This window comes from Streptomyces sp. NPDC027189 (assembly GCF_055566975.1).
Genome location: NZ_JBVHRI010000018.1, coordinates 109,147 through 133,906, shown reverse-complemented (window position 1 = coordinate 133,906; position 24,760 = coordinate 109,147). Strand labels below are relative to the sequence as shown.

General features: G+C 69.1%; 29 protein-coding genes and 1 pseudogene. 24 read left to right on the top strand and 6 right to left on the bottom strand.

Annotation, left to right across the window (positions count from 1 at the left end):
• The first annotated feature begins 336 nt into the window (after positions 1-336).
• On the top strand, positions 337-2,091 hold the full coding sequence (locus ACZ4RZ_RS34390; protein ID WP_467750675.1) for a trypsin-like serine protease: 1,755 nt from the start codon (positions 337-339) through the stop codon (positions 2,089-2,091).
• A gap of 122 nt (positions 2,092-2,213) precedes the next feature.
• On the opposite strand, the gene ACZ4RZ_RS34385 is transcribed toward ACZ4RZ_RS34390, so the two are convergent.
• Together ACZ4RZ_RS34385 and ACZ4RZ_RS34380 are read right to left on the bottom strand one after the other, a co-directional pair.
• Positions 2,214-3,236, bottom strand: a complete 1,023-nt coding sequence (locus ACZ4RZ_RS34385) for a LacI family DNA-binding transcriptional regulator (RefSeq protein ID WP_369247544.1) — start codon at positions 3,234-3,236, stop codon at positions 2,214-2,216.
• A gap of 23 nt (positions 3,237-3,259) precedes the next feature.
• Positions 3,260-4,078: a response regulator transcription factor gene (locus tag ACZ4RZ_RS34380; protein WP_467750673.1), complete on the bottom strand. Its 819-nt coding sequence runs from the start codon at positions 4,076-4,078 to the stop codon at positions 3,260-3,262.
• Between the two features lie 252 nt (positions 4,079-4,330).
• Between ACZ4RZ_RS34380 and ACZ4RZ_RS34375 the strand changes: the two genes are divergently transcribed.
• The 9 genes from ACZ4RZ_RS34375 (at position 4,331) to ACZ4RZ_RS34335 (ending at position 10,221) form a co-directional block, all read left to right on the top strand.
• Positions 4,331-5,194: an alpha/beta hydrolase gene (locus ACZ4RZ_RS34375; RefSeq protein ID WP_467750671.1), complete on the top strand. Its 864-nt coding sequence runs from the start codon at positions 4,331-4,333 to the stop codon at positions 5,192-5,194.
• A gap of 54 nt (positions 5,195-5,248) precedes the next feature.
• Positions 5,249-5,503 (top strand): MoaD/ThiS family protein, encoded by a 255-nt coding sequence (locus ACZ4RZ_RS34370; protein WP_467750669.1) that lies wholly within the window; start codon positions 5,249-5,251, stop codon positions 5,501-5,503.
• A gap of 8 nt (positions 5,504-5,511) precedes the next feature.
• Positions 5,512-6,696: a hypothetical protein gene (locus ACZ4RZ_RS34365; RefSeq protein WP_467750668.1), complete on the top strand. Its 1,185-nt coding sequence runs from the start codon at positions 5,512-5,514 to the stop codon at positions 6,694-6,696.
• Positions 6,697-6,831: 135 nt separating this feature from the next.
• Positions 6,832-7,575, top strand: coding sequence for an LmeA family phospholipid-binding protein (locus tag ACZ4RZ_RS34360; protein WP_467750667.1), 744 nt, complete (start codon positions 6,832-6,834; stop codon positions 7,573-7,575).
• A gap of 224 nt (positions 7,576-7,799) precedes the next feature.
• The gene (locus ACZ4RZ_RS34355; RefSeq protein WP_350310325.1) at positions 7,800-7,880 is read left to right on the top strand and encodes a putative leader peptide; all 81 of its coding nucleotides are present in this window, start codon (positions 7,800-7,802) and stop codon (positions 7,878-7,880) included.
• 144 nt (positions 7,881-8,024) lie between these two features.
• Positions 8,025-8,870 (top strand): sulfurtransferase, encoded by an 846-nt coding sequence (locus ACZ4RZ_RS34350; RefSeq protein ID WP_467750666.1) that lies wholly within the window; start codon positions 8,025-8,027, stop codon positions 8,868-8,870.
• 30 nt (positions 8,871-8,900) lie between these two features.
• Positions 8,901-9,188, top strand: a complete 288-nt coding sequence (locus ACZ4RZ_RS34345; RefSeq protein WP_054232391.1) for a DUF1416 domain-containing protein — start codon at positions 8,901-8,903, stop codon at positions 9,186-9,188.
• A gap of 276 nt (positions 9,189-9,464) precedes the next feature.
• Positions 9,465-9,725, top strand: a complete 261-nt coding sequence (locus ACZ4RZ_RS34340) for a DUF3099 domain-containing protein (protein ID WP_369247538.1) — start codon at positions 9,465-9,467, stop codon at positions 9,723-9,725.
• A 49-nt stretch (positions 9,726-9,774) separates the two neighbouring features.
• Entirely contained in the window at positions 9,775-10,221 is a 447-nt protein-coding gene (locus ACZ4RZ_RS34335; protein WP_467750664.1) for a VOC family protein, read from the top strand.
• Here ACZ4RZ_RS34335 and ACZ4RZ_RS34330 read toward each other — a convergent pair.
• Positions 10,215-10,577: a DsrE family protein gene (locus ACZ4RZ_RS34330; protein WP_369247536.1), complete on the bottom strand. Its 363-nt coding sequence runs from the start codon at positions 10,575-10,577 to the stop codon at positions 10,215-10,217. The two genes, ACZ4RZ_RS34335 and ACZ4RZ_RS34330, sit on opposite strands and share 7 nt — an antisense overlap.
• A 273-nt stretch (positions 10,578-10,850) precedes the next feature.
• Here ACZ4RZ_RS34330 and ACZ4RZ_RS34325 point away from each other — a divergent pair, with 273 nt between their 5' ends.
• The 6 genes from ACZ4RZ_RS34325 (at position 10,851) to ygfZ (ending at position 15,733) form a co-directional block, all read left to right on the top strand.
• A complete protein-coding gene (locus tag ACZ4RZ_RS34325) occupies positions 10,851-11,561 on the top strand; it encodes a hypothetical protein (protein ID WP_467750662.1) in 711 nt (236 codons plus the stop codon).
• Positions 11,558-12,448 (top strand): hypothetical protein, encoded by an 891-nt coding sequence (locus ACZ4RZ_RS34320; RefSeq protein ID WP_467750660.1) that lies wholly within the window; start codon positions 11,558-11,560, stop codon positions 12,446-12,448. The genes ACZ4RZ_RS34325 and ACZ4RZ_RS34320 overlap by 4 nt, the downstream gene beginning before the upstream one ends.
• The gene (locus ACZ4RZ_RS34315) at positions 12,445-13,320 is read left to right on the top strand and encodes a hypothetical protein (protein WP_467750659.1); all 876 of its coding nucleotides are present in this window, start codon (positions 12,445-12,447) and stop codon (positions 13,318-13,320) included. The genes ACZ4RZ_RS34320 and ACZ4RZ_RS34315 overlap by 4 nt, the downstream gene beginning before the upstream one ends.
• A 227-nt stretch (positions 13,321-13,547) precedes the next feature.
• On the top strand, positions 13,548-14,123 hold the full coding sequence (locus ACZ4RZ_RS34310) for a heme-binding beta-barrel domain-containing protein (RefSeq protein WP_467750658.1): 576 nt from the start codon (positions 13,548-13,550) through the stop codon (positions 14,121-14,123).
• Between the two features lie 86 nt (positions 14,124-14,209).
• Complete coding sequence (locus ACZ4RZ_RS34305) at positions 14,210-14,632, top strand: Fur family transcriptional regulator (protein WP_369247531.1); 423 nt, start codon at positions 14,210-14,212, stop codon at positions 14,630-14,632.
• Between the two features lie 135 nt (positions 14,633-14,767).
• Positions 14,768-15,733: a CAF17-like 4Fe-4S cluster assembly/insertion protein YgfZ gene (ygfZ, locus tag ACZ4RZ_RS34300; protein WP_467750656.1), complete on the top strand. Its 966-nt coding sequence runs from the start codon at positions 14,768-14,770 to the stop codon at positions 15,731-15,733.
• A gap of 56 nt (positions 15,734-15,789) precedes the next feature.
• On the opposite strand, the gene dtd is transcribed toward ygfZ, so the two are convergent.
• Positions 15,790-16,215: a D-aminoacyl-tRNA deacylase gene (gene dtd / locus ACZ4RZ_RS34295; RefSeq protein ID WP_467750655.1), complete on the bottom strand. Its 426-nt coding sequence runs from the start codon at positions 16,213-16,215 to the stop codon at positions 15,790-15,792.
• A 195-nt stretch (positions 16,216-16,410) separates the two neighbouring features.
• On the opposite strand from dtd, the gene ACZ4RZ_RS34290 reads away from it, so the two are divergent.
• The 3 genes and pseudogenes from ACZ4RZ_RS34290 to ACZ4RZ_RS34280 all read left to right on the top strand — a co-directional run.
• Entirely contained in the window at positions 16,411-17,073 is a 663-nt protein-coding gene (locus ACZ4RZ_RS34290; protein ID WP_467750654.1) for an RsiG family protein, read from the top strand.
• Between the two features lie 66 nt (positions 17,074-17,139).
• Positions 17,140-18,093 (top strand): asparaginase, encoded by a 954-nt coding sequence (locus ACZ4RZ_RS34285; protein ID WP_467750652.1) that lies wholly within the window; start codon positions 17,140-17,142, stop codon positions 18,091-18,093.
• Between the two features lie 44 nt (positions 18,094-18,137).
• Positions 18,138-18,749 (top strand): annotated as a pseudogene (locus ACZ4RZ_RS34280) (sterol carrier protein domain-containing protein); the annotation flags it as partial.
• A gap of 216 nt (positions 18,750-18,965) precedes the next feature.
• Here the strand turns inward: ACZ4RZ_RS34280 and ACZ4RZ_RS34275 are convergent.
• Complete coding sequence (locus ACZ4RZ_RS34275) at positions 18,966-19,151, bottom strand: hypothetical protein (RefSeq protein WP_467750651.1); 186 nt, start codon at positions 19,149-19,151, stop codon at positions 18,966-18,968.
• A gap of 214 nt (positions 19,152-19,365) precedes the next feature.
• Here ACZ4RZ_RS34275 and ACZ4RZ_RS34270 point away from each other — a divergent pair, with 214 nt between their 5' ends.
• Positions 19,366-20,271 carry a winged helix-turn-helix domain-containing protein gene (locus ACZ4RZ_RS34270; protein WP_467750649.1) on the top strand — a complete coding sequence of 302 codons (906 nt, stop codon included), beginning with the start codon at positions 19,366-19,368 and terminating at the stop codon, positions 20,269-20,271.
• Between the two features lie 36 nt (positions 20,272-20,307).
• Here the strand turns inward: ACZ4RZ_RS34270 and ACZ4RZ_RS34265 are convergent, their stop codons facing one another.
• On the bottom strand, positions 20,308-20,496 hold the full coding sequence (locus tag ACZ4RZ_RS34265; RefSeq protein WP_467750648.1) for a hypothetical protein: 189 nt from the start codon (positions 20,494-20,496) through the stop codon (positions 20,308-20,310).
• A gap of 194 nt (positions 20,497-20,690) precedes the next feature.
• Here ACZ4RZ_RS34265 and ACZ4RZ_RS34260 point away from each other — a divergent pair, with 194 nt between their 5' ends.
• From ACZ4RZ_RS34260 to ACZ4RZ_RS34245, 4 genes are all read left to right on the top strand, one after another.
• Positions 20,691-21,569, top strand: a complete 879-nt coding sequence (locus tag ACZ4RZ_RS34260) for a GntR family transcriptional regulator (RefSeq protein WP_467750647.1) — start codon at positions 20,691-20,693, stop codon at positions 21,567-21,569.
• Entirely contained in the window at positions 21,518-22,309 is a 792-nt protein-coding gene (locus ACZ4RZ_RS34255; protein WP_467750645.1) for an HAD family hydrolase, read from the top strand. The genes ACZ4RZ_RS34260 and ACZ4RZ_RS34255 overlap by 52 nt, the downstream gene beginning before the upstream one ends.
• 146 nt (positions 22,310-22,455) lie before the next feature.
• On the top strand, positions 22,456-23,322 hold the full coding sequence (locus tag ACZ4RZ_RS34250; RefSeq protein WP_467750644.1) for a GntR family transcriptional regulator: 867 nt from the start codon (positions 22,456-22,458) through the stop codon (positions 23,320-23,322).
• A 212-nt stretch (positions 23,323-23,534) separates the two neighbouring features.
• Positions 23,535-24,683 (top strand): phosphotransferase family protein, encoded by a 1,149-nt coding sequence (locus ACZ4RZ_RS34245; RefSeq protein WP_467750643.1) that lies wholly within the window; start codon positions 23,535-23,537, stop codon positions 24,681-24,683.
• Positions 24,684-24,760 lie beyond the last annotated feature (77 nt).

Genomic DNA, 24,760 nt, shown 5'->3' with positions numbered 1-24,760 from the left:
GAGTGCCCGCTGAGAAGCCCGACAGAACCTCGTATGCCCGATATAAAGGCGCTCGGGCCCGGGGAAACAGAGGGTTGCGGTGGGGTGATGGCGGGGAACGCGGCGGGCGAACACTTGTCTGCCTGCTGTGAAGCCCGTGTGTACGGGGGCGCGTGAGGCCTACGATCTCCGCGCCGGAGGGGGGCTCCGCGGTTACGCCTGAATCGATGCAAACGATGGCGAGCATGCACACGCGTGTGCAAGCGATTGCTGTCGTCGATCGGGCGGGTGCGTCGTACGCCCTTCTCGGGCCTCTTACGACACGGAACGACACCACACGCACCCCAGGAGCCCTGAGTGATACGTGCCCTGCGCGGCCGCCTGAGACGCCCCGTCACGGCGTTGCCGACGGCCGCCCTCGCGCTGGCGCTGACCTGCGCCGGCGCCCTCGCGGCGCAGCCCGCGGCCGCGGCGGACGACCCGTCCGGACTTCCCGACGCGAGCGTCGCCCAGTCGGCGAACCCCGCGCCGACCGCGTCCGACAAGGAACTGCGCGACCGGGTCATCGAGGCCGCCAAGGACCAGGCGACCCCGGAGACGACCCCCAAGAAGACCCCCTTCATCATCGGCGGCAGCGAGACGACGATCTCCTCCGCCCCGTGGATGGTCCAGCTCTCCTACTACGACGACACGACCGGCGCGGGCTACTTCTGCGGCGGCACCCTCGTCGCCCCGAACAAGGTCCTGACGGCGGCCCACTGCGTCGCGGGCCTGGACTGGGTGAAGAACGGCGCCGTCGTGGCCGGCACCGCCGGCCTGTTGGACGACACCAACGGCACCGTCGCGGGCGTCTGGCGCCAGTGGAACCACCCGCACTACAACTCCACGACCATCCAGAACGACATCGCGGTCCTCACCCTGGACCGCCCGCTGGAGCAGCAGTGGACGCGCCTGGTGGCCGCGGGCGACTCCGCGTCGTACGCCGCGGGCAAGACCGCCACCGTCTACGGCTGGGGCCTGACCTCCGGTGCCGAGGGCGCCGACCTGTCGGCCACGCTGCGCAAGGTCGACCTGCCGGTGCAGTCCGACGCCACCTGCAACTCCGCGATGCAGACGGTCCTCGGTGAGGACGACTTCATCGAGGGCTCGATGTTCTGCGCGGGCACCCCGGCCACCGGCACCGACGAGGGCACCAAGAGCCCCTGCAACGGTGACTCCGGCGGTCCGGTGATCGTCGGCGGCAAGGTCGTCGGCATCGTTTCGTGGGGTGTCTCGGGCTGCACGGCCAAGGGCGCCTACCCGGTCTTCACCAAGGTGTCCTCGTACACCTGGGCGGCCCAGCCGCGCATCGACGACACCGACCTGTCCTTCGACGGCAAGGCCGACATTCTGGCCCGTACGCCCTCCGGCGGCCTCTTCGAGCAGGACAGCAAGGGCACCTCGCTCGCCCAGCGCGCCTTCCAGGGCACCGGCTGGCAGGGCATGAGCTGGGGCCTGCAGGCCGACCTGGACCGGGACTTCTACCAGGACCTGATCGTCCGCGACAAGGGCGACGGCAAGCTGTACCGCAGCTACCTGAACCACTCCAGCGGTGAGTTCGAGTGGATGCAGATCAGCTCGGTGTGGGGCGGCTACAAGTCGTACGCCATCCCCGGTGACATGACCGGTGACGCCCGCCCCGACCTCGTCGCGGTGGACTCCGACGGTTCGGTCTACCTCTACCCGGGCAAGGGCAACGGCCAGTTCTACGGCCGCGTCAAGGTCGTCGACAGGGCCTGGAAGAACGTCAAGATCTTCGGCCACGGCGACCTGTCCGGTGACGGCCGCGCCGACCTGCTGGTCCGCAACAGCTCCGGCGTCCTGTACCTCTACCGGGGCACCCAGCAGGAGCACACCCCCTGGTCGGCACGGATCCAGGCGCGTACGGGCTGGAACTTCACCTCGTACGTCTCCAACGGCGACGTGACGGGCGACGGCATCGCCGACGTCATCACCCGCGACTCCGGCGGCACGCTCTGGCTCTACCCGGGCACGAACAAGGCGTCCAGCAGCCTCTTCGGCTCACGGAAGAGCCTGGGCACCGGCTTCAACCAGTACAACCTGCTGTTCTAGGCCATTCCAAAACGCCCCGGCCCCGCAATCCTGTGGGGCCGGGGCGCCCCCTTTCAGGGGCGCGGGGCTGTGACAAACGCGGCTCCGCCGCGTGGGCGCGAGCAATCACATCGGGCCCGTGGCTACTCACAACCGCAAGACCGCCGCACAACCAACCGGGACGGAAACAGCTTCAACCGCTCCCGCCGGGACCCGGCGACCCGCAACCCGTCATCGAGCACGAGGTCGACCGCGGCGCGGGCCATGGCGGACCGGTCCGAGGCAATCGTTGTCAAAGGCGGGTCCGTCAGCGCGGCTTCCTTGACGTCGTCGAAGCCGGCGACGGCCAGCTCCCCGGGCACGTCGATGCGCAGCTCGCGCGCGGCCCGCAGCAGACCGATCGCCTGGTCGTCCGTGGAGCAGAAAATGGCCGGCGGCCGATCCGGCCCGGCCAGCAGCCCCAGGGCGACCTGATACGCGTCGTAGCGGTTGTACGGCGCCTCGAAAAGGCGCCCCTCCGTGGAGATCCCGGCCTCCTGCATCGCGCGCCGCCAGCCCTCGACGTGATCGGAGACCGGGTCGCCGACGGCGGGCGTCTCCGCGGTACCGCCGAGACAGGCGACGTACTCGTAGCCGTGCTCCAGGAGGTGGCGGACGGCGAGCTGGGCGCCACCGAGGTCGTCCGTGACGACCGCGACATCGTCGATCGCCTCGGGCCGCTCGTGCAGCAGCACGACGCGTGCGTCCCAGGCGTCGATCTCGGCGGCCGCGTGGTCGTTCAGCGCGTGGCTGACCAGGATCAGCCCGGAGACCCGCATGCCGAGGAAGGCCCGCAGATAGTGGACCTCGCGCTCGGCGATGTAGTCGGTGTTGCCGACGAGCACCATTTTCCCGCGCTCGGCGGCGGCCTGCTCGACCGCGTGAGCCATCTCGCCGAAGAACGGCTGGCGCGCATCCGGGATGATCAGGCCTATGAGCTCGGTCCGCCGCGACGCCATGGCCTGGGCGACCCGGTCGGGCCGGTACCCCAGCTCCTTGATCGCGGCGAGAACGCGCTCGCGCGTGGCCGGGGCAACCGGCCTCGGTCCGTTGTTGATGACATAGCTGACGACGGCGGTGGAAGTACCCGCCAGCCGCGCCACATCATCCCTAGTCACCTTGGCCACGCGCGGAGTCTACGCGGATGGACCTACCTCTGGGCAGGGCGTACGGCGGCTTCCTGCTCCTCCGCTGCGGCCTCCACCGCGTCGACCGCGTCCAGGTGCGCCGTCTCGTCCGCATCATCCGGCTTTGGCTGGGCCGCCTTGGCCCTCGCCCCGTCCGCGGCGCGGTCCACCTTCTCGGGAGTAACGAATCGATAACCGACGTTCCGTACGGTTCCGATGAGCGACTCGTGCTCCGGTCCGAGCTTCGCGCGCAGTCGTCGTACGTGGACGTCGACCGTCCGCGTGCCACCGAAGTAGTCGTAGCCCCAGACCTCCTGGAGCAGCTGGGCGCGGGTGAAGACGCGGCCCGGGTGCTGCGCGAGGTATTTGAGGAGCTCGAACTCCTTGAAGGTCAGGTCGAGGACCCGGCCCTTGAGCTTGGCGCTGTACGTCGCCTCGTCCACGGAGAGATCGCCGTTGCGGATCTCCATCGGGGAGTCGTCGTTGACGATCTGCTGGCGGCCCATGGCGAGCCGGAGGCGGGCCTCGACCTCGGCCGGACCGGCCGTGTCCAGGAGTACGTCGTCGATGCCCCAGTCGGCGGTGACGGCCGCGAGGCCGCCCTCGGTGACGACGAGGATGAGGGGACAGCCGGGGCCCGTGGAGCGCAGCAGCTGGCACAGGCTGCGGACCTGCGGGAGATCACGGCGCCCGTCGATCAGGATGACGTCGGCACCCGGGGTGTCGACCAGGGCGGGGCCTTCCGCCGGAGCCACTCGCACGTTGTGCAGGAGCAGGCCGAGAGCGGGAAGCACCTCCGTCGACGGCTGAAGGGCATTGGTCAGGAGCAGCAGAGAACTCATCGCGCCCCACCTGCCTGGGTCGTCCTACGTTCGTGCACGGTTCGCTCGCCCATAACGTCTGGTTCCTCCTCGGTCCCTGCGAGGACGTTTGCGGCACTGCTCTGTACGTGCGGCTCCCGCGCCCCTGGGATCCGCTGTGCTTTCAAGGCCCTGTACACCTGCGGTTTCCCGCTTCGTATACAACGCTTCCGAAAGCACAAAAGGACCCGGGGGCTTCGCTGCCCGAGTCCTCTTCCCAGCAGAATAGCCCACATGAGCTCAGGCACGGCAGGTCATGTGACGCGATCTTCCAATAGTCCACACCTTGAGACAGCACTGCACACCCCGTTGCGGAGGTTTCTGCGCACGGTCGACGGGGTGACGATCGATGCGGCGTACGCCCCTGGAACGCGGCCTTCTGGTGACCTCGCGATCGTTGTCGCGCACGGTTTCACGGGCGACCTGGACCGCCCGCACGTGCGCCGCGCGGCGGGTGTCCTGAGGCGGAACGCGGCGGTGGTCACCTTCTCCTTCCGTGGTCACGGGGCTTCCGGCGGCCGCTCGACGGTCGGCGACCGGGAGGTGCACGACCTGGCGGCCGCGGTGGCGTGGGCGCGGGAGCTGGGGCACCCGCGGGTCGCCACCGTCGGGTTCTCGATGGGCGGCTCGGTGGTGCTGCGGCACGCGGCGCTGTACGGGACGGAGGGCCAGGCGCCCGTCCGGGAGCACGAGGGGCGCACGGAGGCGCGAACGGACGCGGTGGTTTCGGTGAGCGCACCGTCTCGCTGGTACTACCGGGGCACGGCCCCTATGCGGCGGGTCCACTGGCTGGTAACCCGCCCGGAGGGCCGGTTCGTGGGCCGGGTCGGCCTGCGCACCCGTATCCACCACCGCGAGTGGGACCCGGTCCCGGAGTCGCCGGTCGAGTGCGTCCCGCGTATCGCGCCCGCCCCGCTCCTCATCGTCCACGGCGACCAGGACGGCTACTTCCCCGTCGACCATCCGCGGATGCTGGCCGAGGCGTCCGGCGGCCACGCCGAACTGTGGCTGGAGCAGGGCATGGGCCACGCCGAGAACGCCGCCGACGACGAACTGCTCGCCCGTATCGGGGGCTGGGCGGTCGCACACGCGGGCTAGCCTGACGGTGTTCACGGAAACCGCAGACTTTCAGATCGCTGATTGAGGAACGAGATGGCAAAGGGCACGGTGCGTTACTGGGCCGCCGCCAAGGCCGCGGCAGGCGTCGCCGAGGAGCCGTACGACGCGAGCACGCTCGCCGAGGCACTCGACACGGCCCGCGAGCGACACCCCGGCGAACTCGTCCGCGTCCTGCGGCGATGCTCGTTCCTCATCGACGGTGACCCCGTGGGGACTCGCGGGCATGAGACGGTACGGCTGGCCGAGGGCGGCACGGTCGAGGTGCTCCCGCCGTTCGCAGGAGGGTGAGCGAGACGATGAGCAACCAGCCGTACGAGGGCCAGGGCCAGGGCCAAGGCCCCTACGAGGGGTACGACCCTTACCAGCAGCCGCAGCCCGAGTGGCAGCAGTACACCCAGCAGTGGGAGGGCCAGACCTGGGAGACCCAGGCGCAGACCCCGGTGTCGGCGGCGGACACGGCGTATCTGCCTCAGCAGGGGTACAACGAGCCGCCTGCCTACGGCACCTACGCCCAGCCCCTGCCGCCGGAGGCGCCGTCCCCCGAATGGACGCCCCCGTACGATCCCTCTGCCTACACGGCGGCCGGCGCTGGTGGCTTTGCCCACCCGTCCGGCCTGGGGGTCCCCCCAGGTCCCTCAGCCACTGGGGGAGGGACGACGGCTCAGAGCCAGAACCAGGAAGCCGTTACTGACTACGGGCCCCCGACCATCACCGGCAACCCCCGCATCACCGACGCCCAGCGTGCCCGTGCCGAAGGGCGGTCGCCGATCATCGAGCCCGGGATGCAGCCGGCCGTGCTCACGGCGGGGCTGGGGCTGCTGCTGTCCGGTGCGGCGGCGATCGGGGAGTACGCGCTCGTCGTACCCCTCGTGCTGCTGCAGGCCGTCACGGCGGCGGGATGGTTCCGGCTGAACGGGATGTGGCCCGCACGGCAGGGCATCGCGCTGGCGTTCCTGGGCGCCGTGACCGCGGACGTGGCGCTGCTCGCGACCGGCCGGGCGAACGCGCCCGCCGCGATCCTCGGCACCCTCGGCGTATGGGTCCTGCTCACCCTCGTCCTGCAACTGCGCAGCCACGCCGACCCGGACACCCGGATGTACGGCCTGATGGCGACCGTCGCCTCGGCGGCGCTGGCCATCGTCGCGGCCGGGCACCTCGCGGCGGAGCCGGACGCCGTCACGGTGGGCGCGGCCGCCGTCGCCGTGGCGATCCTCGCCCGTGCGCTGCCGCTGCCCACGGCGGCCTCCGTGGTGGTCGCGCTGCTGGCCGCCGCGGGCGCCGGTGTCGCCGTCGGCGGGATGACCGACCTGGGCTCGCAGGGCGCCTTCCTGGGCCTCGGCGCGGGCGTCTGCGCGCTGATCGGCCACCGGGTCGCGAGCTACGACTACCCTTCCCGTTTCGTCCACTTCACCGCGGGCGTGGCCCTTCCGCTGGCCGCCGCGGCCCCGGCGGTCTACCTGCTGGGCCGCGCGCTCGGGTAGCGGCGCGGTTCGTCACAGCTGATCGACAAGCAGCCCGAAGGGCGCCCAGCACGGGGGCCCTTCGGGGTTAGGCTCGCGATCGACGGCCACTCGGTCGTTGAGACCGGGTCTGCCGAGGTGGGGGAAACACCGAGCATGCGCGCACTGCGAATAATCCTGATCGTCGCCGTCATCCTGGGCGGCCTGTTCGTCATCGCGGACCGGGTGGCGGTCGGGTTCGCGGAGGACAAGGCGGCTGACCGGATCAAGAACACCGAGGGGCTGGCCAGCACCCCCGACGTGTCCATCGAGGGATTCCCCTTCCTCACCCAGGTCGCCGGCGGCGAGCTCGACGACGTGAAGATCGGCATCAAGAACTACGAGGCCTCGACGGGCGGCACGAGCTCCGCAGCCTCCACGATCCGCATCGACGACCTCAGCGCCGAGATGCACGGCGTCGTCTTCAACGGCGACTACAGCTCCGCCACCGCGAACAGCGCCACCGGCACCGCCTCCATCTCGTACGACGAGCTGCTGAAGGCCGCCAGGGCCGAGCCCACCCAGGTCGCCTCCGGTGTCACCGCGCGGGTGATCGGCCTCTCCGACGGGGGCAACGGCAAGATCAAGGTCACGGTCGAGGCCACCGTCCTCGGCCACAAGCTGCCTCAGCCGGTCTCCGTGCTCAGCTCCGTCAGCGTCTCGGGCGACACGGTGAAGGTGCATGCCGACTCCCTGCCCAAGCTGGGCGTCGAACTCGCCGAGGGCCGGATCCGGGCGATCACCGACTTCCAGCAGAAGATCGACGAACTGCCCGGCGGCATCCAGCTCGACAAGGTCGAGGCGGCGAAGAGCGGCGTCGACATCTCGGTGAAGGGTTCGGACGTCAAGCTGGTCGGGTAGGCCTCGGCACGGGCCGGTGGGGCCCGCGCAGGGCCGGTTGTCCGAAGAGCGAGACGGCCTCGTCCGTACCGCAGATGCGCTGTCGGTGTGACGACGGAAAAAGCGGCGAGGGAACCGGGCGGGCACGGCCTCGGCGCTGATCGCATCCCACATCACGGACGATCGCGTCTCAATATCCGACACACCGGTGACATGCCTGCCTGTCCGTCCCTACGATCGGACCCATGAAGCGACAGGCGGATCTCACGAAGCGGCGGGCAGTAGACCTGTGCCGCGTCGCCGCCATGCTCTGTCGCACCTTCTGAGCGGAAGCGTTCGTACTTCCGCGAGCCGGGCCCCTGGACCTCTCTTGTCCGGGCCACCCTTGCGCCACGCAGCCCTTTCCGGCATGACCGCGCACCCCTCTCTAACGCACCGCCCCGCCGCAACTGCCCCGGAGGAGAACGAGCATGAGCCGCAGCGACGTCCTGGTAGACGCCGACTGGGTCCAGGACCACCTGGACGACCCGAGCGTGGCCATCGTCGAGGTCGACGAGGACACGTCCGCGTACGAGAAGAACCACATCAAGAACGCCATCCGGATCGACTGGACCAAGGACCTCCAGGACCCGGTCCGCCGTGACTTCATCGACCAGGAGGGCTTCGAGAAGCTCCTCTCGTCGAAGGGCATCGGCAACGACACCCTCGTCGTCCTCTACGGCGGCAACAACAACTGGTTCGCCTCGTACGCCTACTGGTACTTCAAGCTCTACGGCCACGAGAACGTGAAGCTCCTCGACGGCGGCCGCAAGAAGTGGGAGCTCGACTCCCGCGACCTGGTCGACGGCTCGCAGCTGCCCGACCGCGCCGCCACCGAGTACAAGGCCAAGGCCCAGAACACCGCGATCCGCGCCTTCCGTGACGACGTCGTCGCCGCGATCGGCTCGCAGAACCTGGTCGACGTGCGTTCGCCCGACGAGTTCAGCGGCAAGCTGCTCGCCCCGGCCCACCTGCCGCAGGAGCAGTCGCAGCGTCCGGGCCACGTCCCGACCGCCCGCAACATCCCGTGGTCGAAGAACGCCAACGACGACGGCACCTTCAAGTCGGACGACGAGCTCAAGGAGCTCTACGCCGAGGAGCAGGTCGACCTCGCCAAGGACACCATCGCGTACTGCCGTATCGGTGAGCGTTCCGCGCTCACCTGGTTCGTGCTGCACGAGCTGCTCGGTGTGGAGAACGTCAAGAACTACGACGGCTCCTGGACCGAGTACGGCTCCCTGGTCGGCGTCCCGATCGAGCTCGGCGCCAACAAGTAACCCTCAAGGCCTGAAGGACGGAATCGAAATATGTGTGGAGCGAAGGCCGGCGGCCCCGACGCCTCGACGATCAAGCCCGGTGAGACCACGATCCAGGGGCAGGTGACCCGCGACGGCGAGCCGGTCACGGGTTACGTCCGCCTCCTGGACTCGACCGGCGAGTTCACCGCCGAGGTCCCGACCTCGGCCACCGGACAGTTCCGCTTCTACGCGGCCGAGGGCACGTGGACCGTGCGGGCCCTGGTGCCCGGCGGCACCGCCGACCGCACGGTCGTCGCCCAGACGGGCGGCCTCGCCGAGGTCGCGATCGCCGTCTGAGAGGCGGACCGCCGTCCCTGACGGCAGTCACCTGAACGGCTGAAGGGCCGCACCCCCGGGGGTTGGACGCTTACCGGATCGGGGTGCGGCCCTTCGGCTTGCCCGCGCCTGTGCCGACGCACTTTCCCGCCCGTGCGCCGGCGGCGCACTGCTTCGCAGCCTTCGGGCCCCCCCGCCGGACTCCGTCGGGCGGGGGGCCCGGTGTGCCTGCGGGGGTGCCCCCTTTTGGACTTCGCGGGCTGCGTCGTACGGCTTTCGCGGGCCTACGCTGGGTGTATGTACGCACGACGGCGTCACGTGTACTTCGCCATGATGGGGACGTGCATCGGGCTCTTCGTCCTGGCCTGGGGAGTGGTGCGGCTCTGGTCGATCCCCGTGGCCGTCGGGATGTGTGTGGTCGCCATGGTGATTCCGCCGCTGGCCGCGATGGTGGCCAATCGGCGCGGGCCGGAGGACCGGTGGTGGGACGACCCGTCCGGTGACCCCAAGTCCGACGAGTGGTGGGACGAGCTGGACGGCAAGAAACGGCGGCAGTAGAGGGCGGCGGGCCGGCAGACGGCATGGGGGCGGCTGGAGAAAGGCGCATATGTCGCGTACGAGATTGTCCACCGTGGTGTTCGACGCGCCCGACGCGCATGCGCTGGCCGACTTCTACATGCGGTTGCTCGGGTATGTGGTGCGCGCGGAGGAACGGGACTGGGTGCTCATCGGCCCGCCGTACGGCGGCACCGCGCTCGCCTTCGAGACCGAGCGGCTCTACACGCCGCCCGTGTGGCCCGCGGGCCCCGGCGAGCAGCGGATGATGCTGCACCTCGACATCGAGGTCGACAACCTGGCCGACGAGACTGCGCGTGCCCTCTCCGAGGGAGCCAGGCTCGCCGAGTACCAGCCCCAGGAGCACGTACGGGTCTTCCTCGACCCGGCGGGGCACCCGTTCTGCCTCTGGGTGCACGTGCATGAGAAACATCCCAAGCGCCTGCGGCGTCACACGCGTCAGGCGACTCAGGAGGCGAGCGGCCGGGCGGCTCAGTAGACGAGCGCCTGCGTCTCGTCCCCCATCGCCTCCTGCACGAACACCTGCGCGCCCGCGATGCGTACGCCCTCCAGGACGTCCTTCTCCGTGATCTCGCGCCGGGCCGCGCACTGCGTGCACAGGGTGATGCGCCCGGCCGCCAGGATCGAGTCGATCAGGTCGGGCAGCGGCGCCGCGTGCGGAAGCTCGAACTCGGCGGCGCGGCCCGGCAGCGCGAACCACGAGGACTCGCCGGTCAGCCAGAGGGAGACGTCGACGCCACTGGCCACGGCCACGGCCGCGACGGTGAACGCCTGTGAGCAGCGCTCCGGGGCATCGGCCCCCGCCGTCACCTTGATCACGAGCTTCTTCGCCATGCCCGAATGGTAGTCCGAATCGTAATGAACTCTCGTACAACTCCATGCGGTGGCCATGGGTCTCCTGTGCGCGCGGATACGGAATCCGCGCTTCACGTTCTGTGGGGGGACGTCTTGGAAGTCTCGGAAACACCCGAAGCAGCTGAAAGGCCTGAAAGACCCGAGGAACCTGAAGTACCTCGAGTGCCGGAAGTACCCGGAGTGCCCGAAGGACCGGAAGCAACTGAAGTACCTGAAGCAGCGGAAGTACCTGAAGCACCGGAAGCGCCTGAAGTGCGCGTCCGTCGACGCGGGCGTACGACCCTGCTGATCGCCACGGCCGCCGTGCTCGGGCTCGTCGCCGGTACCTGCGGCGGCTATCTGATCCAGGCCGACCGCGAACCCACCAAGCTGCCGTCGCTGTCCCAGCCGGTGGTCCCGCAGGCCAAGGGCGAGGGCCCCGAGCCGCTGTCCGCCGCCCAGGACCGCCGGGTGAAGACCGACGGCGATCTGCGCAAGCTGCTGATCAAGCGGCCGAAGGGAGCGCAGGAGGTGGACTGGGTGAGCGACGACGGCTGGAAGGACATCGGCGACTACGCGGAGTCGTTCAAGAAGCCGGCCGGAGCCTTCCGCGAGCTGGTGAGCGACGAGTTCCGGCGCTCGGTCGCCACCGGTTGGCGCGTGGGCAGCACGTACAGCGTCGAGATCCGGCTCGTCCAGTTCCGCCAGGAGGAGAACCTCGCCGCCGCCGAGTCGGCCGACGACGGCCACTACTGGGCGAACGACGAGGACGGCACCCGCAGCTGGCCCGTCCCCGGCACGAGCGACGGCATGGCGTACGTGCACACCAGGCCGGACACGAAGCCCGGCTATCTGCCCGAGTACGAGGCGGAGGTGCACGCCTGGCGCGGCGACATCGCCCTGGAGATCTGGGTCTACGACACCAAGCCGATCCCCAAGGCGAAGATCATGGACCTGGCCAAGCGGCAGATGGAGCGGCTGTGACCACCGAGCAACCGACAACACCGGAGCCCGTTGAGCCCGCGGCGCCCGTGCAGCCCGTGGTGCCCGTGGTGCCCGTGGTGCCCGTGAACGCCGCCGTACCGGAGCCCGCGCCGGAGGCCGCTGCGACGAAGCCCGTCCGCCGTGGCCGTGTCGCCGCCATCGCCGGTTCCGTACTCCTGGCCGTCGCCGTCATCAGTGGCACCGGCTACACCGTCGTGACCGTCCAGGACGCCGACCGGGACGCGGGAGCTCCCGTCTGGAAGTTCCCGAAGGCCGCGAAGGAGGACGCCAAGAAGGCGAAGGCGGCCTCGGCGCTCGCCGCCATGCTCGTGCCGTACGAGGCCGACGGCTGGAGCCGGGGCCCGGACATCGCCGAGTTCGGCTCCGACGCCGCGCTCAGCGGGGGCGAGGCCGCCGCCCTGCGCAAGGAGTCGATCAGCGATCTGCCCCGCTCCCAGCGACGGCGGCTGGAGAAGGAGATCGACAAGCAGCACACCAAGGGCATGGTGATGCGCAGCTACCTGAGCACGGCGAACGCGAGCGACTCCCCGCTCTACGCCGAGAGGGCCTTCATCGTGAGCATCGAGCTGATGCAGATGGAGGACAAGAAGGCGGTCCGGAACATGTCGACGTTCCAGACCGAGTTCTTCGACGCTCTCTCGATCTTCCGCAGCGGGCCGAAGATCGAGGGCCACAAGAACGCCAAGTGCTTCCTTCCGCCCAAGGACAAGGAGGAGAAGCTCGACATGATGGTCTGCTCCGCCTACGAGGGCGACGTGCTGGTCAGCGTCACCGCGGAGGCGGCCAAGCCGCTGAACACCAAGGGGGTCGCGGCGCTCCTGCGCGAGCAGCTCGACCGCATCGTCGAGCCGGGGGAGGCGGTATGACCGAGCAGACGACACCGATGGAGCCGCAGGCCGTGCTGCCTCCGGTGCCACCCATGCCCGACGCGCCTCCGTCCGTCCTGGTCGCCGAGCCGACGCCGCGCGTCAAGAAGGACCGCCGAGTCCTGCGCGCCGTGCTGCGCTGGACCGCTGCCGTGGTGGTCTTCGGCGCGGTGGGCGCCTCGGCCGCGTACGGCATCACGCGGATGGAGCGCACCGACGTACCGGGCCTGGCGACGGAGTCGGACGGGCGCTGGGACTACCCGACGATCACCAAGCCGCCGCTGCCCTCGGGCAGCCCGGGACCGATGGCCGAGTCGAACAAGGCCGGCACCCACTACGCCGACCTGCGCAAGCTGGTCCTCCCCGCCCCCAAGGGCGCGAAGGCCGACGCGGTGCTGCGCGGCGAGGACGGCTGGCTGGCGAGCAAGACCTTCCTGGCGGAGTACGCCGAGAAGTCGGACCGGGAGACTGTCGGGCAGCTGCTGACTGACTCCGGTCTGCGGCACATCGCCGCGCGCGGCTGGACCACCGAGGACGGTACGCACACGCGGATCTACCTGCTGCAGTTCGATACCGCGGCCGTCGCGGACGATCTGATCACCACCGAGCTGGCGAACTACGACTCGCCGCAGTACGCGATGCGCGGCGCCCCATTGACCGAGCGGGACGAGAAATTCCCGGAACGCGTCGCCGCCGAGGACCTCACGCATTTCGTGTACGTGGAGAGCAAGCCGTACGGCGCCGAGCAGGTCCGGGAGGCGTACCTCTCGGCGGGGGACACCCTCGCCCTGATCGTCCAGTCACGGAAGGGCACCGCGCAGGCGGTCCCGTTCCAGCAGACGGTGGTCCTGCAGAGCCAGCTGCTCGGCTGAGCCCGCCAGGGTGCACCTGAAAGAGAGGGCCGGGCCCCACCCGACTAGAGTGGGGTCCGGCTCTTGTGTACCCCGCAAACCCCGCTCATCCGAGGAGCACCCGTGGAGATCTTCTTCGAAACCCTGCTGGTCCTGGTCTGCGTCGGCGTGCTCGCCTTCGCCGGGCTGACCGTGAAGAAGCTGTACCAGGGCCAGCGCTGACCCCCATTCAAGGAATTTCCGAGCTCATGATCGAGATCCCGTCCGACCTCCACAAGGACCTGGTCCCCCTCGCCTTCCTGCTCGGCAACTGGGCCGGTGCGGGCGTCCACGACTTCCCCGGCTCCGAGAAGTGCAACTTCGGGCAGGAAGTCACCTTCACCCACGACGGGCGGGACTTCCTGGAGTACCACTCGCACACCTGGGTGCTCGACGCGGACGGGAACAAGGTCAGGCCGCTGGAGACCGAGTCCGGCTTCTGGCGCGTCGACGGCAACCGCAAGGTCGAGGTCGTCATGACCCGTGACGACGGTGTCGTCGAGATCTGGTACGGCGAGCTGGCCGACAAGAAGCCGCAGATCGACCTGGTCACGGACGCGGTCGCGCGCACGGCGGCCTCGGGCCCGTACAGCGGCGGCAAGCGCCTGTACGGGTACGTGAAAAGCGACCTCATGTGGGTCGGCGAGAAGCAGACCCCCGAGGTCGAGCTGCGCCCCTACATGTCCGCGCACCTGAAGAAGGTCGTCACCCCGGAGGACGTCGAGCGCTGGGCCAAGGCCCTCCCCGACGACATGCCGGACGACGGCATCGCGTTCTTCAAGTAGGTCTTCCGGGTCTTCGAGCAGGTCTTCCGGGTCTTCGAGTAGTTCATCAGGTCGGCAGCACCTGGAATGGTCCTAGACTTCCAGATGTGGTGAGCACCGACTGGAAGAGCGACCTGAGGCAGCGCGGCTACCGGCTGACGCCGCAGCGCCAGCTTGTCCTCGAAGCCGTGGACACCTTGGAGCACGCGACCCCCGACGACATCCTCATCGAGGTGAGGAAGACGGCGTCGGGGGTCAACATTTCCACGGTCTACCGGACCCTGGAGCTCCTGGAGGAGCTCGGCCTGGTCTCGCACGCCCACCTGGGGCACGGCGCGCCGACGTACCACCTGGCGGACCGGCACCACCACATCCACCTGGTGTGCCGCGACTGCACGAACGTCATCGAGGCCGATGTCTCGGTCGCCGCCGAGTTCACGGCGAAGCTCCGTGAGACGTTCGGCTTCGAGACGGACATGAAGCACTTCGCGATCTTCGGCCGCTGCAAGGACTGCGCGGCCAAGAAGTAAGGACCGCGCGGTCAAGAAGCAGTGATTGCGCGGCCAGGAGGCAGCGACTGCGTGGCCGAGATGTGGTGTCGGGCCAGGAAGCCGGGCTTCGTGAGAAATAAAATCGGCAGCTACTGGGTCGTAGGCTGTGTGGATATGAAGAGCCCCCTGCTGTCCCTGCCCGGCGCCGTTCCCGCCGAGGGCGTGGACGAAGCCGTCGCCGCCCACTACGGCGATCTGTTCCGTGAGCAGCGTGCCCTCGCCGACGGCACCGGCTTCGTGGACCTCTCCCACCGCGGTGTCGTCACTGTCACCGGTGAGGACCGGCTCAGCTGGCTGCACCTGCTGCTCACCCAGCACGTCTCGGATCTCCCGGCCGGCCGTGCCACCGAGGCGCTGATCCTCTCCGCACACGGCCACATCGAGCACGCGCTGTATCTCGTCGACGACGGCGAGACGGTGTGGATGCACGCGGAACCCGGCACCCAGGAGGCGCTGATCGCCTACCTGGAGTCGATGAAGTTCTTCTACCGGGTCGAAGTCGCCGACCGGACGGCCGACTTCGCGATCGTGTACCTGCCGGCCGGCTCCATCGCCGAGGTGCCGGAGGGCGTCGTCGTACGCGAGACGCCGTACGGGCGCGACCTCTTCCTCCCGCGTACCGACCTGGAGTCGTATGCGCAGAAGAACGGCCCCGCGGCCGGACTTCTGGCCTACGAGGCCCTGCGTGTCGAGCACCACCGCCCGCGCCTCGGTTTCGAGACCGATCACCGCACCATCCCGCACGAGCTGGGCTGGATCGGCAGCGCGGTGCACCTCCAGAAGGGCTGCTACCGCGGCCAGGAGACCGTCGCCCGCGTCCAGAACCTGGGCAAGCCCCCGCGCCGTCTGGTCTTCCTCCACCTCGACGGCAGCGAGGTCCATCTGCCGCCGCACGGCACCGAACTCCGGCTCGCGGACGAAGGCCCCGACGGCCGGAAGATCGGCTTCATCACCACCTCCGTACGCCACCACGAGCTGGGCCCGATCGCCCTGGCACTGGTGAAGCGCAATGTGCCGGTCGACGCGGCGCTGGTGGCCGACACGACGGCGGCGGCACAGGAGGTCGTGGTCGAGCCGTAGCCGGCCGCCCTGGCTGCGGGCCGTCGTGCGCGGCCCCAGCCCCGGCACCGGGCGCCTCACATCTCCAGCAGCACCGTAAAAGGCCCGTCGTTCGTCAAGGACACCCGCATCTGCGCCCCGAACCGCCCCGTCGCCACCGTCGCACCCAGCGCGCGCAGTTGGGCGACGACCTCGTCGACGAGAGGCTCGGCCACATCGCCCGGGGCGGCGGCGTTCCAGGTGGGGCGACGCCCCTTGCGGGCGTCGCCGTACAGGGTGAACTGGCTGATCACGAGCAGCGGCGCGTCGATGTCGGAGCAGGACTTCTCGTCGGCGAGCATGCGAAGGGACCAGAGTTTGCGGGCGAGTTGACCCGCCTTCTCCTTGGTGTCGTCGTGCGTGACCCCGACCAGCACGCACAACCCCTCACCGCTGATCTCGCCGACCGTCTCGCCGTCCACGACGACGCTCGCGCCGTCCACCCTCTGCACCACCGCACGCATGCGGACCATCATGCCGTGCGACGCCGATGGGGCGCCGTGCGGGCCCTTCGCGTGATTTCCGGGAGTCACTAACCCCCCATCTGGGGCCGATCGGGGGCACTCGGTCACATAGCGGCCACTTGGGGTGGCACGATGCGGTGTGTTGCGGTGCAACCGTGGGGTGGACCGCGCCGGTCGAGGGGACGGTAGAGGCACATGAGCACACCGAGTAGCGGGCAGCCGCCCGGAACCGTGTCGTTGACCCGTACGAGCCCACGGGCGGAACGGACGGGCGGGATGACGGCCCGGCCGCCGGCGCAGCGCACCGACAGCCCGCTGTCGTCCGATCCGCCCCCGCACGACCTCGCGGTGCTCCGGCTGCCCGAGCTGCGGACGCTGCGCCGGGACGCCCAGCGGGACGAGGCCGACCTCAGTTATGTGCGGCGGCTGCTCCAGGGGCGCATCGACATCCTGCGGGCGGAGCTGGCACGCCGCGGCGAGCGACGGGCGCCGTTTCCGGCATCGGGGCAGCTGTCGGTCGTCGGTCCCGGGCAGCCGTCGGTCGTCGAACGGCTCTCGGAGATCCTGACGGACGCGCCCGCCCGGCACCGCTCGTCGGCCCGCCATGTGACAGTGGGCACACCGCACGGCGAGGAATACCGGGCGCTCGCCGCGAACATGCTCGCGGAGGTGGAGCTGTCCGACCTGGGTGCCCGTACGGACGAGGAGCTGGGCGCCGGGATGGGCCGGCTCGTCCGGTACGAGCAGCAGGTCTCCCGGCGGCGCCAGCAGCTGCAGCGCACGGCCGACGATTGCAGCGCCGAGATCGCCCGCAGGTACCGTGAAGGCGAAGCACAAGTAGACGACCTGCTCATGTGACGTGGTGGCCCCGGCGATCCCGGGCCCCTTCCGGGGTGGGTCCCCCACCCCGGAAGGCCACCCCTGATGTCCGTGCCCGCCATATCGCCTGTCCTCGCCGAGGTCGTACGTTCCGGCTTCGTCGAAGGACGCCATCGCGGCAGCCTGGTGCTGCTGGCCGCGGACGGGTCGGTCGAGCTGGCGCTCGGCGAGGTGACGGCGCCGGTCTTCCCGCGCTCGTCGAACAAGCCCATGCAGGCGGCGGGTGTGCTGCGCGCGGGCCTCGACCTGGCCGGAGAGCGTCTCGCCCTCGCCGCCGCGAGCCACTCCGGGGAGACCTTCCACCGCGATCTCGTCCACAAGATGCTGGACGAGCACGGGCTGTCGGCCGGGCAGTTGCAGTGCCCGCCGGATCTGCCGCTGGACCCGGCCGAGGCCGAGACGTATCTCGCCGCGGGAGCCGTCCGCGACCGGGTCACCATGAACTGCTCCGGCAAGCACGCGGCGATGCTCGCGGTGTGCGCGCTGCGGGGCTGGCCGACGGAGTCGTACCTCGACCCCGGACACCCTCTCCAGCAGCTGATCCACTCCGTGGTCGAGGAGGCGGCCGGGGAGCCCGTCGCCGCGGTCGGCACCGACGGCTGCGGGGCGCCCCTCATGGCCATCACCCTCACCGGCCTCGCCCGCGCCTTCCGCTCCTTCGTCCTCGCCGCCCCCGGCTCCGCCGAACGCCGCGTCGCCGACGCCATGCGCACCCACCCCGAGTACGTCGCCGGCACCCGCCGCCCCGACACCTGGCTCATGCGCGAGATCCCGGGCGCCCTCTCCAAGATGGGCGCGGAGGCTGTCCAGGCGATCGCCCTCCCGGACGGCCGCGCCCTCGCCTTCAAGATCGACGACGGTGGAGGCCGGGCGCTGGGCCCTGTCCTCGCGCGTGGGCTGGGCCTGCTGGGCGTGGACGCGCCGGTGGTGTCGCGGATCGGGCGGTCGCCGCTGCTGGGCGGGGGCCGAGAGGTGGGCGAGGTCCGGGCGGCGTTCTGAGTGTGGGGGAGGTGGGGACCGGCGTGCAGGGTCTTTCGCCCTCTTTCTACGCGGTGTACCGCTCGGCGGCCGGCGAGGTCGGAGGCCTGGTCTCGTACGAGTCGGACGACAACTGGGGCGACGCCAAGCAGCCCCTGAACACGGCGGAGGTGAACCGGCTGATCGCGGTGACGCCGGAGGCCGAACGCGGCCTGTGGCAGTACCTCTGCTCGATCGACTGGATCACCAGGGTCAAGACCGGCTGGCGGGCCCCGGACGACCTGCTGCCGCACTTCCTGCCGGACCCGCGCGCCGCCCACATCACCACGCAGGCGGACTGGCTGTGGGTGCGGATCCTGGATGTCGTACGGGCCCTGGAGGCGCGTACCTACGCGGGGTCCGGGACCCTGGTGCTGGAGGTCACCGACCGGGACGGGCTGTCCGCCGGGCGCTACCTGCTGGAGGCCGGACCGGACGGTTCGTCCTGTGCCCTGACCACCCGATCCGCCGAACTCACCCTGGACGTGGGCGATGTGGCGACGCTGTGGCTGGGCGACGAGTCGGTGGTGCGGCTTGCCGCGCTGGGCCGGGTGCGGGAAGAACGAGCGGGCGCCGCCTTCGTGGCCGACGCCCCGCTCCGCACGTCCAGGCGACCGTGGTGCCCGGACATCTTCTGATGGCGGCTGAGAGGTACTCCTTCCGTGCGGGTGGTGACTCCTGGTCCGTTATCCGTAGCGATTCAGTTGTGGCTGCGCATTCAGTTGTGGCTGCGCATTCAGTTGTGGCTGTGCATTCAGTTGCGGCTGTGCTGTGCGGTGGTGCGGACTGACCGAGCTCCCGGCTCCCCTCCGGAAGGGAGCCCGGTCAGCCGGACTGCCGGACGTGGCGCCCGGTCAGCCGGACTGGGCGAGCAGCATCACGAGGATCACCGCTCCGATGCCGCTGATCACGGAGTTCTTGGCCTTGAGGCCGATGGACAGCGCGACGAACGCGATGATGCCCATCGGCCCGTACCGCCACTGGATGAGCTGTTCGAATCCGATGGCGAGGGCGGCGACGGCGAGGGCGATGAGCGGCATGACGGTCCCTCCTTCGGGACGGGGAGGCGGACCCCGCTGAGGACCGTCCACCTCGTCCACCTGGCTGACAGGTGCGACTCTGGCGGCCAACCCTCGGGAAGCTTGACCATGTTGTGCAAGTTGGTGACCAACTCACCGGTACTTATCTCCGCGTTGGGTCGACTCATAACCACCTACCAGGTAACTGCCCAAAGATGGCGGGAAGTTGTAGTGTTTGGTCGTGGACCCGGAACACGCCGTTGTCAACGGGCGGGAGAGTTCGCCACGGCCGCAGACGCACCGCGAGCTGGCCGACGAGCTGCGTGCCCGGATCAGGTCCGGTGTGCTTCGACCGGGACAACGCATGCCCACACAGGCCAAACTGGCCGATGAGTTCGGCGTGGAGCGAGGGGTCGTACGACAGGCGCTGCGCATCCTGCAGTCGGAGCGCTTGCTCGTCAACGTGTCCAAGGGGAGTCCGGCGACCGTCGCTGAACACCACGGAGGAGCCCTGACCGGGCCCGAAGCAGCGCCGCAGCCCACCACGGCGGCACTCGGCGCGCGTATATCCGCGGCCTTCGCGGCCCCTCACGTGGAGATCGACGCGCTGTGTCTGACGTCGGTCTCGCTCACTCTCGCCATGGGCGAGGCGCTCCGTCAGATACACGCCGGGCGAATAAAACCGGCCAGGGTGGACGTCCGCGTGCTGCTCCCCAGCGGCGACATCGACCTTGCCTTTCCGGCCCCGGTGGACGCGTCGGCCGACGGCCGGCTGCAGCGCAACTGGCTGGCCAACCGCAATGCGCAGGGCCAGGTACTGCGCCACAATCTGCTCGCCCTGAGGCTCACACACGGCATCGATGTGAAGGTTACCTTCCGGGCGCTGCCCTTCACCCCGCCCGTGAAGCTGTATCTCCTCAACGGCACTGAGGCCCTCTTCGCGTATTACACCCTGACCAAGCGCGAGGAGGAGATCGACGATGTGCACCTGGAGCTGTACGACGTCCAGGGCACGCAGTCCATGCTCTTCCCCTTCACTCAGGGCGCCGGACTGCGGGACACCACGTTCGTGGAACAGTCCCACCTGTGGTTCAAGGCGCTGTGGGAGACCATCAGCTCGGAGCTGCTGCTCACGAGCTGACGGCTCCAGAGGTTCCCGGTCGGGAGTTTTCGCAGGTCACATGGCGGGTTCGGCGACCATCAGGGCGAGCACGACCGCCCCGATGGAGCTGCACGTAGGACTCTTCGCCTTGATCCCGATGCTGAGCAGCAGCAGTCCGACGATGCCCATCGGACCGTACTGCCATTGGACGAGCTGCTCGAAGCCGACGACGAAGACGGCGGACAGGAGGGCGATGGCGGGCATGGTGGCTCCTGCTTCTTCCTGCTTCTTCTGTGACCTGCTCGGGGTAATACGTGCCACGGATGGGCGAGGGGGAGGCAAAACTTCCGCCATCTTGGCCAAGTTGGTGACCAACTCTAGTTATGTTGTCCCCACTTGGTCCTATGTCATAAACAACTTCCAAACAACTCACGCTAGATGGAGCAGAGTTGTAGCGTTTGGTCGTGACCCAGGAGAACGTCGCAGTGAACGGCAACAGAAGGCTCTCGCCCCAGGAGATCGCCGACGTCCTGCGGGACCGGATCCGCAGCGGAGACCTGAAGGCAGGGGACCGCCTGCCCACCCAGGCCGAGTTGGCGGAAGAATTCGGCGTCGAGCGCGGCACCGTCCGGCAAGCCCTGCGCGCTCTCCAGGAGGACGGCCTCCTCGGCAACGTCAGCAAGGGCAGCCCACCGCGGATCGCGGAGCCGACGCCGACGCACGATGCGCCCCAGCCGACGATGGTGGGACTGGCGCCGCGCCTCGCTGATGCATTCGCGGCAACGCACGTCCGCGTCGACGCTGCGTGCCTGACCGCGGAGACCCTGATGCTGGCTCTCGGTGAACCGGTGCGCCTGATCCATGAGGGCAGGATCCGTCCTGAGTCGATCGAGGTACGGATCCTGCTGCCATCCCGAGACATCAACCTCGCGTTCCCGGTCCCGGTCGAGGCGCGCGGCGCGGATGACCCCGTCCACAAGCGCTGGCTGGACCAGCGAAACGCCCAGGGCCACGTCCTGCGCCACAACCTCCACTCCCTGCGCTCCTCGCACGGTATCGACGTCCACGTGACCTTCCGCGCCCTGCCGTTCACCCCGCCGGTGAAGCTGTACCTGCTCAACGAGTCGGAGGCCCTCATCGCCTACTACGTGATCACCAAGCGGGAGGAGGAGGTGAGCAGCGAAGTCCTGGAGATGTACGACACTCTCGGCTTGACCTCGCTCCTCTTCTCCTTCGAGAAGCGAGTCAGCCAACGGGACGCCGCCTTCGTGGAGGAATCACAGAAGTGGTTCAACGCCCTCTGGGAAACCATCACCACGGACCTGACACTCTCCTAGTGACTTCAGAAACGGCGACGCAGACTGATCCGGTGGCGAAAGAGACTGAATCCCTCTATGAATTGATCAAGAGCGCGCGGTTCGTGCTCTTCGACTTCGACGGGCCGATCTGCCGGCTGTTCGCGGGGCTCCCGGCGAAGCGGGTGGCCGGCGAGCTGGTGCAGTGGCTCAAGGACCTGGGGCTGCGCGAGCTGCTGACGCAGGAGGAGCGGGTGCATCCGGACCCGCACGTCGTCGTGCAGGCGGTCAATCGCAGACATCCCGACATCGACCTGGTGATGGAGCTGGAAGAGCGTCTCACCCTGCTGGAGCTCAAGGCCGCAGCGACGGCGTATCCCACCCCTTACGCGGATCCCCTGATCAGGACGTGGGCGGCGGTGGGTTCCCGACTGGCCATCACCACCAACAACTCCCCGTTGGTGGCGGCCCAGTATCTGGAGAGCCGTGGGCTCACGGAGTGTTTCGCGCCGCACGTCTACGGCCGCACCCAGAACCTGGCCCTCATGAAGCCGAACCCGTATTGCCTGGTTCGGGCACTGAACGCGATGGGCGCCGCGCCGTCCGAGGCACTGATGATCGGCGACGCACCCTCCGACTTCGGCGCGGCCGAGGCGGCCGGCGTGCCCTTCTTGGGCTACGCGCGTAACGAGCGCAAGGAGCGGGACCTTCGGAACTCCGGGGCCACGCACACGGTGTCGTCCCTGAACACGGTGCTGGATCTGCTGCGCTCCCAGGGGTGAGTGAGTGAGCGGCATGCGGTCCTGGTTCGACTCCGTATGGAACCTGCCGGCGCATAGAGGTTGTGCAACGCAAGGGTGAGTTGGTTGCCAACCAACTTAGAGTTGTCCTGAGTTGGCTCGAGGTTGAGACCCAGGAGAACGTTGCGGTGAACGGCAGCAGAAGGCACTCGCCCCAGGAGATCGCCGACACCCTGCGCAGGCGCATACAGGGCGGCGAGCTGAAACCGGGCACCAAGCTGCCGACCCAGGCCGCGCTGGCGAAGGAGTTCGGGGTGGAACGGGGCGCCGTACGCCAGGCCCTGACCAGCCTCCGTACGGAAGGTCTGCTCAGCAACGTCACCAAGGGCAGGCCCCCCACCGTGGCCAAACCGCCGGTCGCCGTCGAGACGGAACCCCAGCCCACCCTCGTCGGCCTGGCACCGCACCTGGAGGCCGCGTTCGCGGTGCCGCATGTGCGGCTGGACGCGGTCTGTCTCACCGCGGAGACGCTGATGCTGTCGATGGACGCCCCCATGCGGCTGATCGAAGAGGGCCGCGTGCACCCCGAGTCGGTGACGGCCCGCATCGTGCTGCCGAGCAGGGAGCACCGACTGCTCTACCCCGCGCCGGCCGCCGGCTGGGGGCACGACGAGGAGGTCGACGCGGCCGTGCGCGGCCGCTCCATGACACAGCACGAGTTCCAGATCAATGTGCTCAGCCAGCACTTCCGGCGTCTCAGGCGCCGGTACGAGATCCCCGTCACCGCCGGCTTCCGCGTGGTGGACAACACCCCTTACAGCAAGGTGTATCTGCTCAACAAGACCGAAGTCCTCTTCGCGCACTACACGATCGGGAAGCGGGAGGAGGAGGTCGACGGGGAGCGGATGATGCTGCGGGACGCGTCGGGCACGCGCTCCACGCTCTTCTCCTTCAACAAGGAGTACGGCGCCCGGGACAAGCAGTTCGTCGACGACACACAGAGCTGGTTCGACGCGTTGTGGGAGGCCTTGGAACCCGACTACCTGACGGTCTAGAGACGGGAGCAAACCCGCGTGCCCACGGCTCCGAATGGGCCGTGTCGTCAGCGCCGTGCAGGAGTGGGGACCATGAGCCGTTCAGGGGATGCGCCGCCACGCGGACGTGCGGGAACAGGATGCGGCCAACAGCGGGCAACCGTGGCGGCGGAGTTGACAGTGTCCGACCCGGTGCCTGGTGCTCGCGGTACGAGGCGCTAGATTCTGCGACCATGCCGTCCCCTCTGCCACGCAGAGCGCATCAGGCGCTCGTTCACCGGCTCGCGGAGTCCAGAAGACTGCGCGGAAACGGTGAGGTGCTCAGGGGCCACCACAACATCAACTACATCCTGCCGCTCGACATCGGACTCGCCCTCCTGCTCGGCACCGTGCCCTTCGCCCGGGCGAAACTGCGGATCCCGCTGGACACGGTGGAGGTGGTGCCGCGCATCTGGCCCAGCGAAGCGGAGGTGCTGCGGGTCGTCAACCGCCATCTGCATGAAGTACCGCGCTGCCTCGCCGACTTCGGAGACCACTCCCTGCACGCCTACCGAAGGGGCCGGGCGCTCAGCGAAGAGATTCACGACGCCGACGTGAACGACGACCTGATGCGCGCGTTCGCGGACTTCTTCGTCAGGATCGCGCGGATCCCCGTCGCCGAACTGCCGCCCCGCCCCGCCGACTGGCCGGACGACGGCGACAGCCAAGGATTCCTGCACTGGCTCGTCGATTTCACGGAGCGGCGGGTGCACCGGGCCAACCGGGACACCTTCGGCGCCCTCTTCGACGACATCCTGATTCCCGAGGACGCGATGGCGACCTTCAAGCGGAACCACACCGGGCTCACCTCGCGCCCGTTCAGACTCCTCCACACCGATGTCCACCGGGCCAACGTCGTACGGCGCAACCGTCGACTCGCCGTCATCGACTGGGAGTTGGCGATATACGGTGACCCCCTGCACGAACTCGCGACGCACATGGTGCGCATGGGGTACGGGAAGCAGGACAGGGACCGTATGACGGCGTTGTGGGCCGAGGCCATGCGGCGTGCCGGACATGACGAGCTGACGGCCGGTCTCGACGACGATCTGCCGGTGTACGTGGCCTTCGAATACGCGCAGTCCGTGTTTCCGGACGTCATGCGCGCGGCACTCGGTCTCCCGGAAGAGCCGGACGAACTGGACTTCAGGGCGGCGGGTCGCAGGATCTGCGTGGCGATAGGACTGGCACGGGAGCCGCTGCAGCTCATCGACGTGCCGGATCTGGAGCGCACGGTGAAGGCGCTGCGCGGATGGCACGAGGAAAACGTCGCCGGTCGCTCGACGGGACGCCCGGCTGATGACGGCGGAATGACGGTACGACGGAACGACGGGATGCTGTGACGCGAGACGACGAGGTCGGGCGTACTCGGGCCGGTCAGGACGATCGGGTCGGGCGCCCTCAAGAGCACGGTCAGGCC

What these genes read in the sequence shown, in the direction of transcription:
- ACZ4RZ_RS34285 (WP_467750652.1), top strand. Translation starts at nt 17,140, where the DNA reads ATGTCCGTGCCCGCCATATCGCCTGTCCTCGCCGAGGTCGTACGTTCC.
- ygfZ (WP_467750656.1), top strand. Translation starts at nt 14,768, where the DNA reads ATGAAGAGCCCCCTGCTGTCCCTGCCCGGCGCCGTTCCCGCCGAGGGC.
- ACZ4RZ_RS34290 (WP_467750654.1), top strand. Translation starts at nt 16,411, where the DNA reads ATGAGCACACCGAGTAGCGGGCAGCCGCCCGGAACCGTGTCGTTGACC.
- ACZ4RZ_RS34370 (WP_467750669.1), top strand. Translation starts at nt 5,249, where the DNA reads ATGGCAAAGGGCACGGTGCGTTACTGGGCCGCCGCCAAGGCCGCGGCA.
- ACZ4RZ_RS34375 (WP_467750671.1), top strand. Translation starts at nt 4,331, where the DNA reads ATGAGCTCAGGCACGGCAGGTCATGTGACGCGATCTTCCAATAGTCCA.
- ACZ4RZ_RS34365 (WP_467750668.1), top strand. Translation starts at nt 5,512, where the DNA reads ATGAGCAACCAGCCGTACGAGGGCCAGGGCCAGGGCCAAGGCCCCTAC.
- dtd (WP_467750655.1), bottom strand. Translation starts at nt 16,215, where the DNA reads ATGCGTGCGGTGGTGCAGAGGGTGGACGGCGCGAGCGTCGTCGTGGAC.
- ACZ4RZ_RS34265 (WP_467750648.1), bottom strand. Translation starts at nt 20,496, where the DNA reads ATGCCCGCCATCGCCCTCCTGTCCGCCGTCTTCGTCGTCGGCTTCGAG.
- ACZ4RZ_RS34335 (WP_467750664.1), top strand. Translation starts at nt 9,775, where the DNA reads ATGTCGCGTACGAGATTGTCCACCGTGGTGTTCGACGCGCCCGACGCG.
- ACZ4RZ_RS34340 (WP_369247538.1), top strand. Translation starts at nt 9,465, where the DNA reads ATGTACGCACGACGGCGTCACGTGTACTTCGCCATGATGGGGACGTGC.
- ACZ4RZ_RS34310 (WP_467750658.1), top strand. Translation starts at nt 13,548, where the DNA reads ATGATCGAGATCCCGTCCGACCTCCACAAGGACCTGGTCCCCCTCGCC.
- ACZ4RZ_RS34275 (WP_467750651.1), bottom strand. Translation starts at nt 19,151, where the DNA reads ATGCCGCTCATCGCCCTCGCCGTCGCCGCCCTCGCCATCGGATTCGAA.
- ACZ4RZ_RS34360 (WP_467750667.1), top strand. Translation starts at nt 6,832, where the DNA reads ATGCGCGCACTGCGAATAATCCTGATCGTCGCCGTCATCCTGGGCGGC.
- ACZ4RZ_RS34350 (WP_467750666.1), top strand. Translation starts at nt 8,025, where the DNA reads ATGAGCCGCAGCGACGTCCTGGTAGACGCCGACTGGGTCCAGGACCAC.
- ACZ4RZ_RS34245 (WP_467750643.1), top strand. Translation starts at nt 23,535, where the DNA reads ATGCCGTCCCCTCTGCCACGCAGAGCGCATCAGGCGCTCGTTCACCGG.
- ACZ4RZ_RS34315 (WP_467750659.1), top strand. Translation starts at nt 12,445, where the DNA reads ATGACCGAGCAGACGACACCGATGGAGCCGCAGGCCGTGCTGCCTCCG.
- ACZ4RZ_RS34330 (WP_369247536.1), bottom strand. Translation starts at nt 10,577, where the DNA reads ATGGCGAAGAAGCTCGTGATCAAGGTGACGGCGGGGGCCGATGCCCCG.
- ACZ4RZ_RS34380 (WP_467750673.1), bottom strand. Translation starts at nt 4,078, where the DNA reads ATGAGTTCTCTGCTGCTCCTGACCAATGCCCTTCAGCCGTCGACGGAG.
- ACZ4RZ_RS34355 (WP_350310325.1), top strand. Translation starts at nt 7,800, where the DNA reads ATGAAGCGACAGGCGGATCTCACGAAGCGGCGGGCAGTAGACCTGTGC.
- ACZ4RZ_RS34345 (WP_054232391.1), top strand. Translation starts at nt 8,901, where the DNA reads ATGTGTGGAGCGAAGGCCGGCGGCCCCGACGCCTCGACGATCAAGCCC.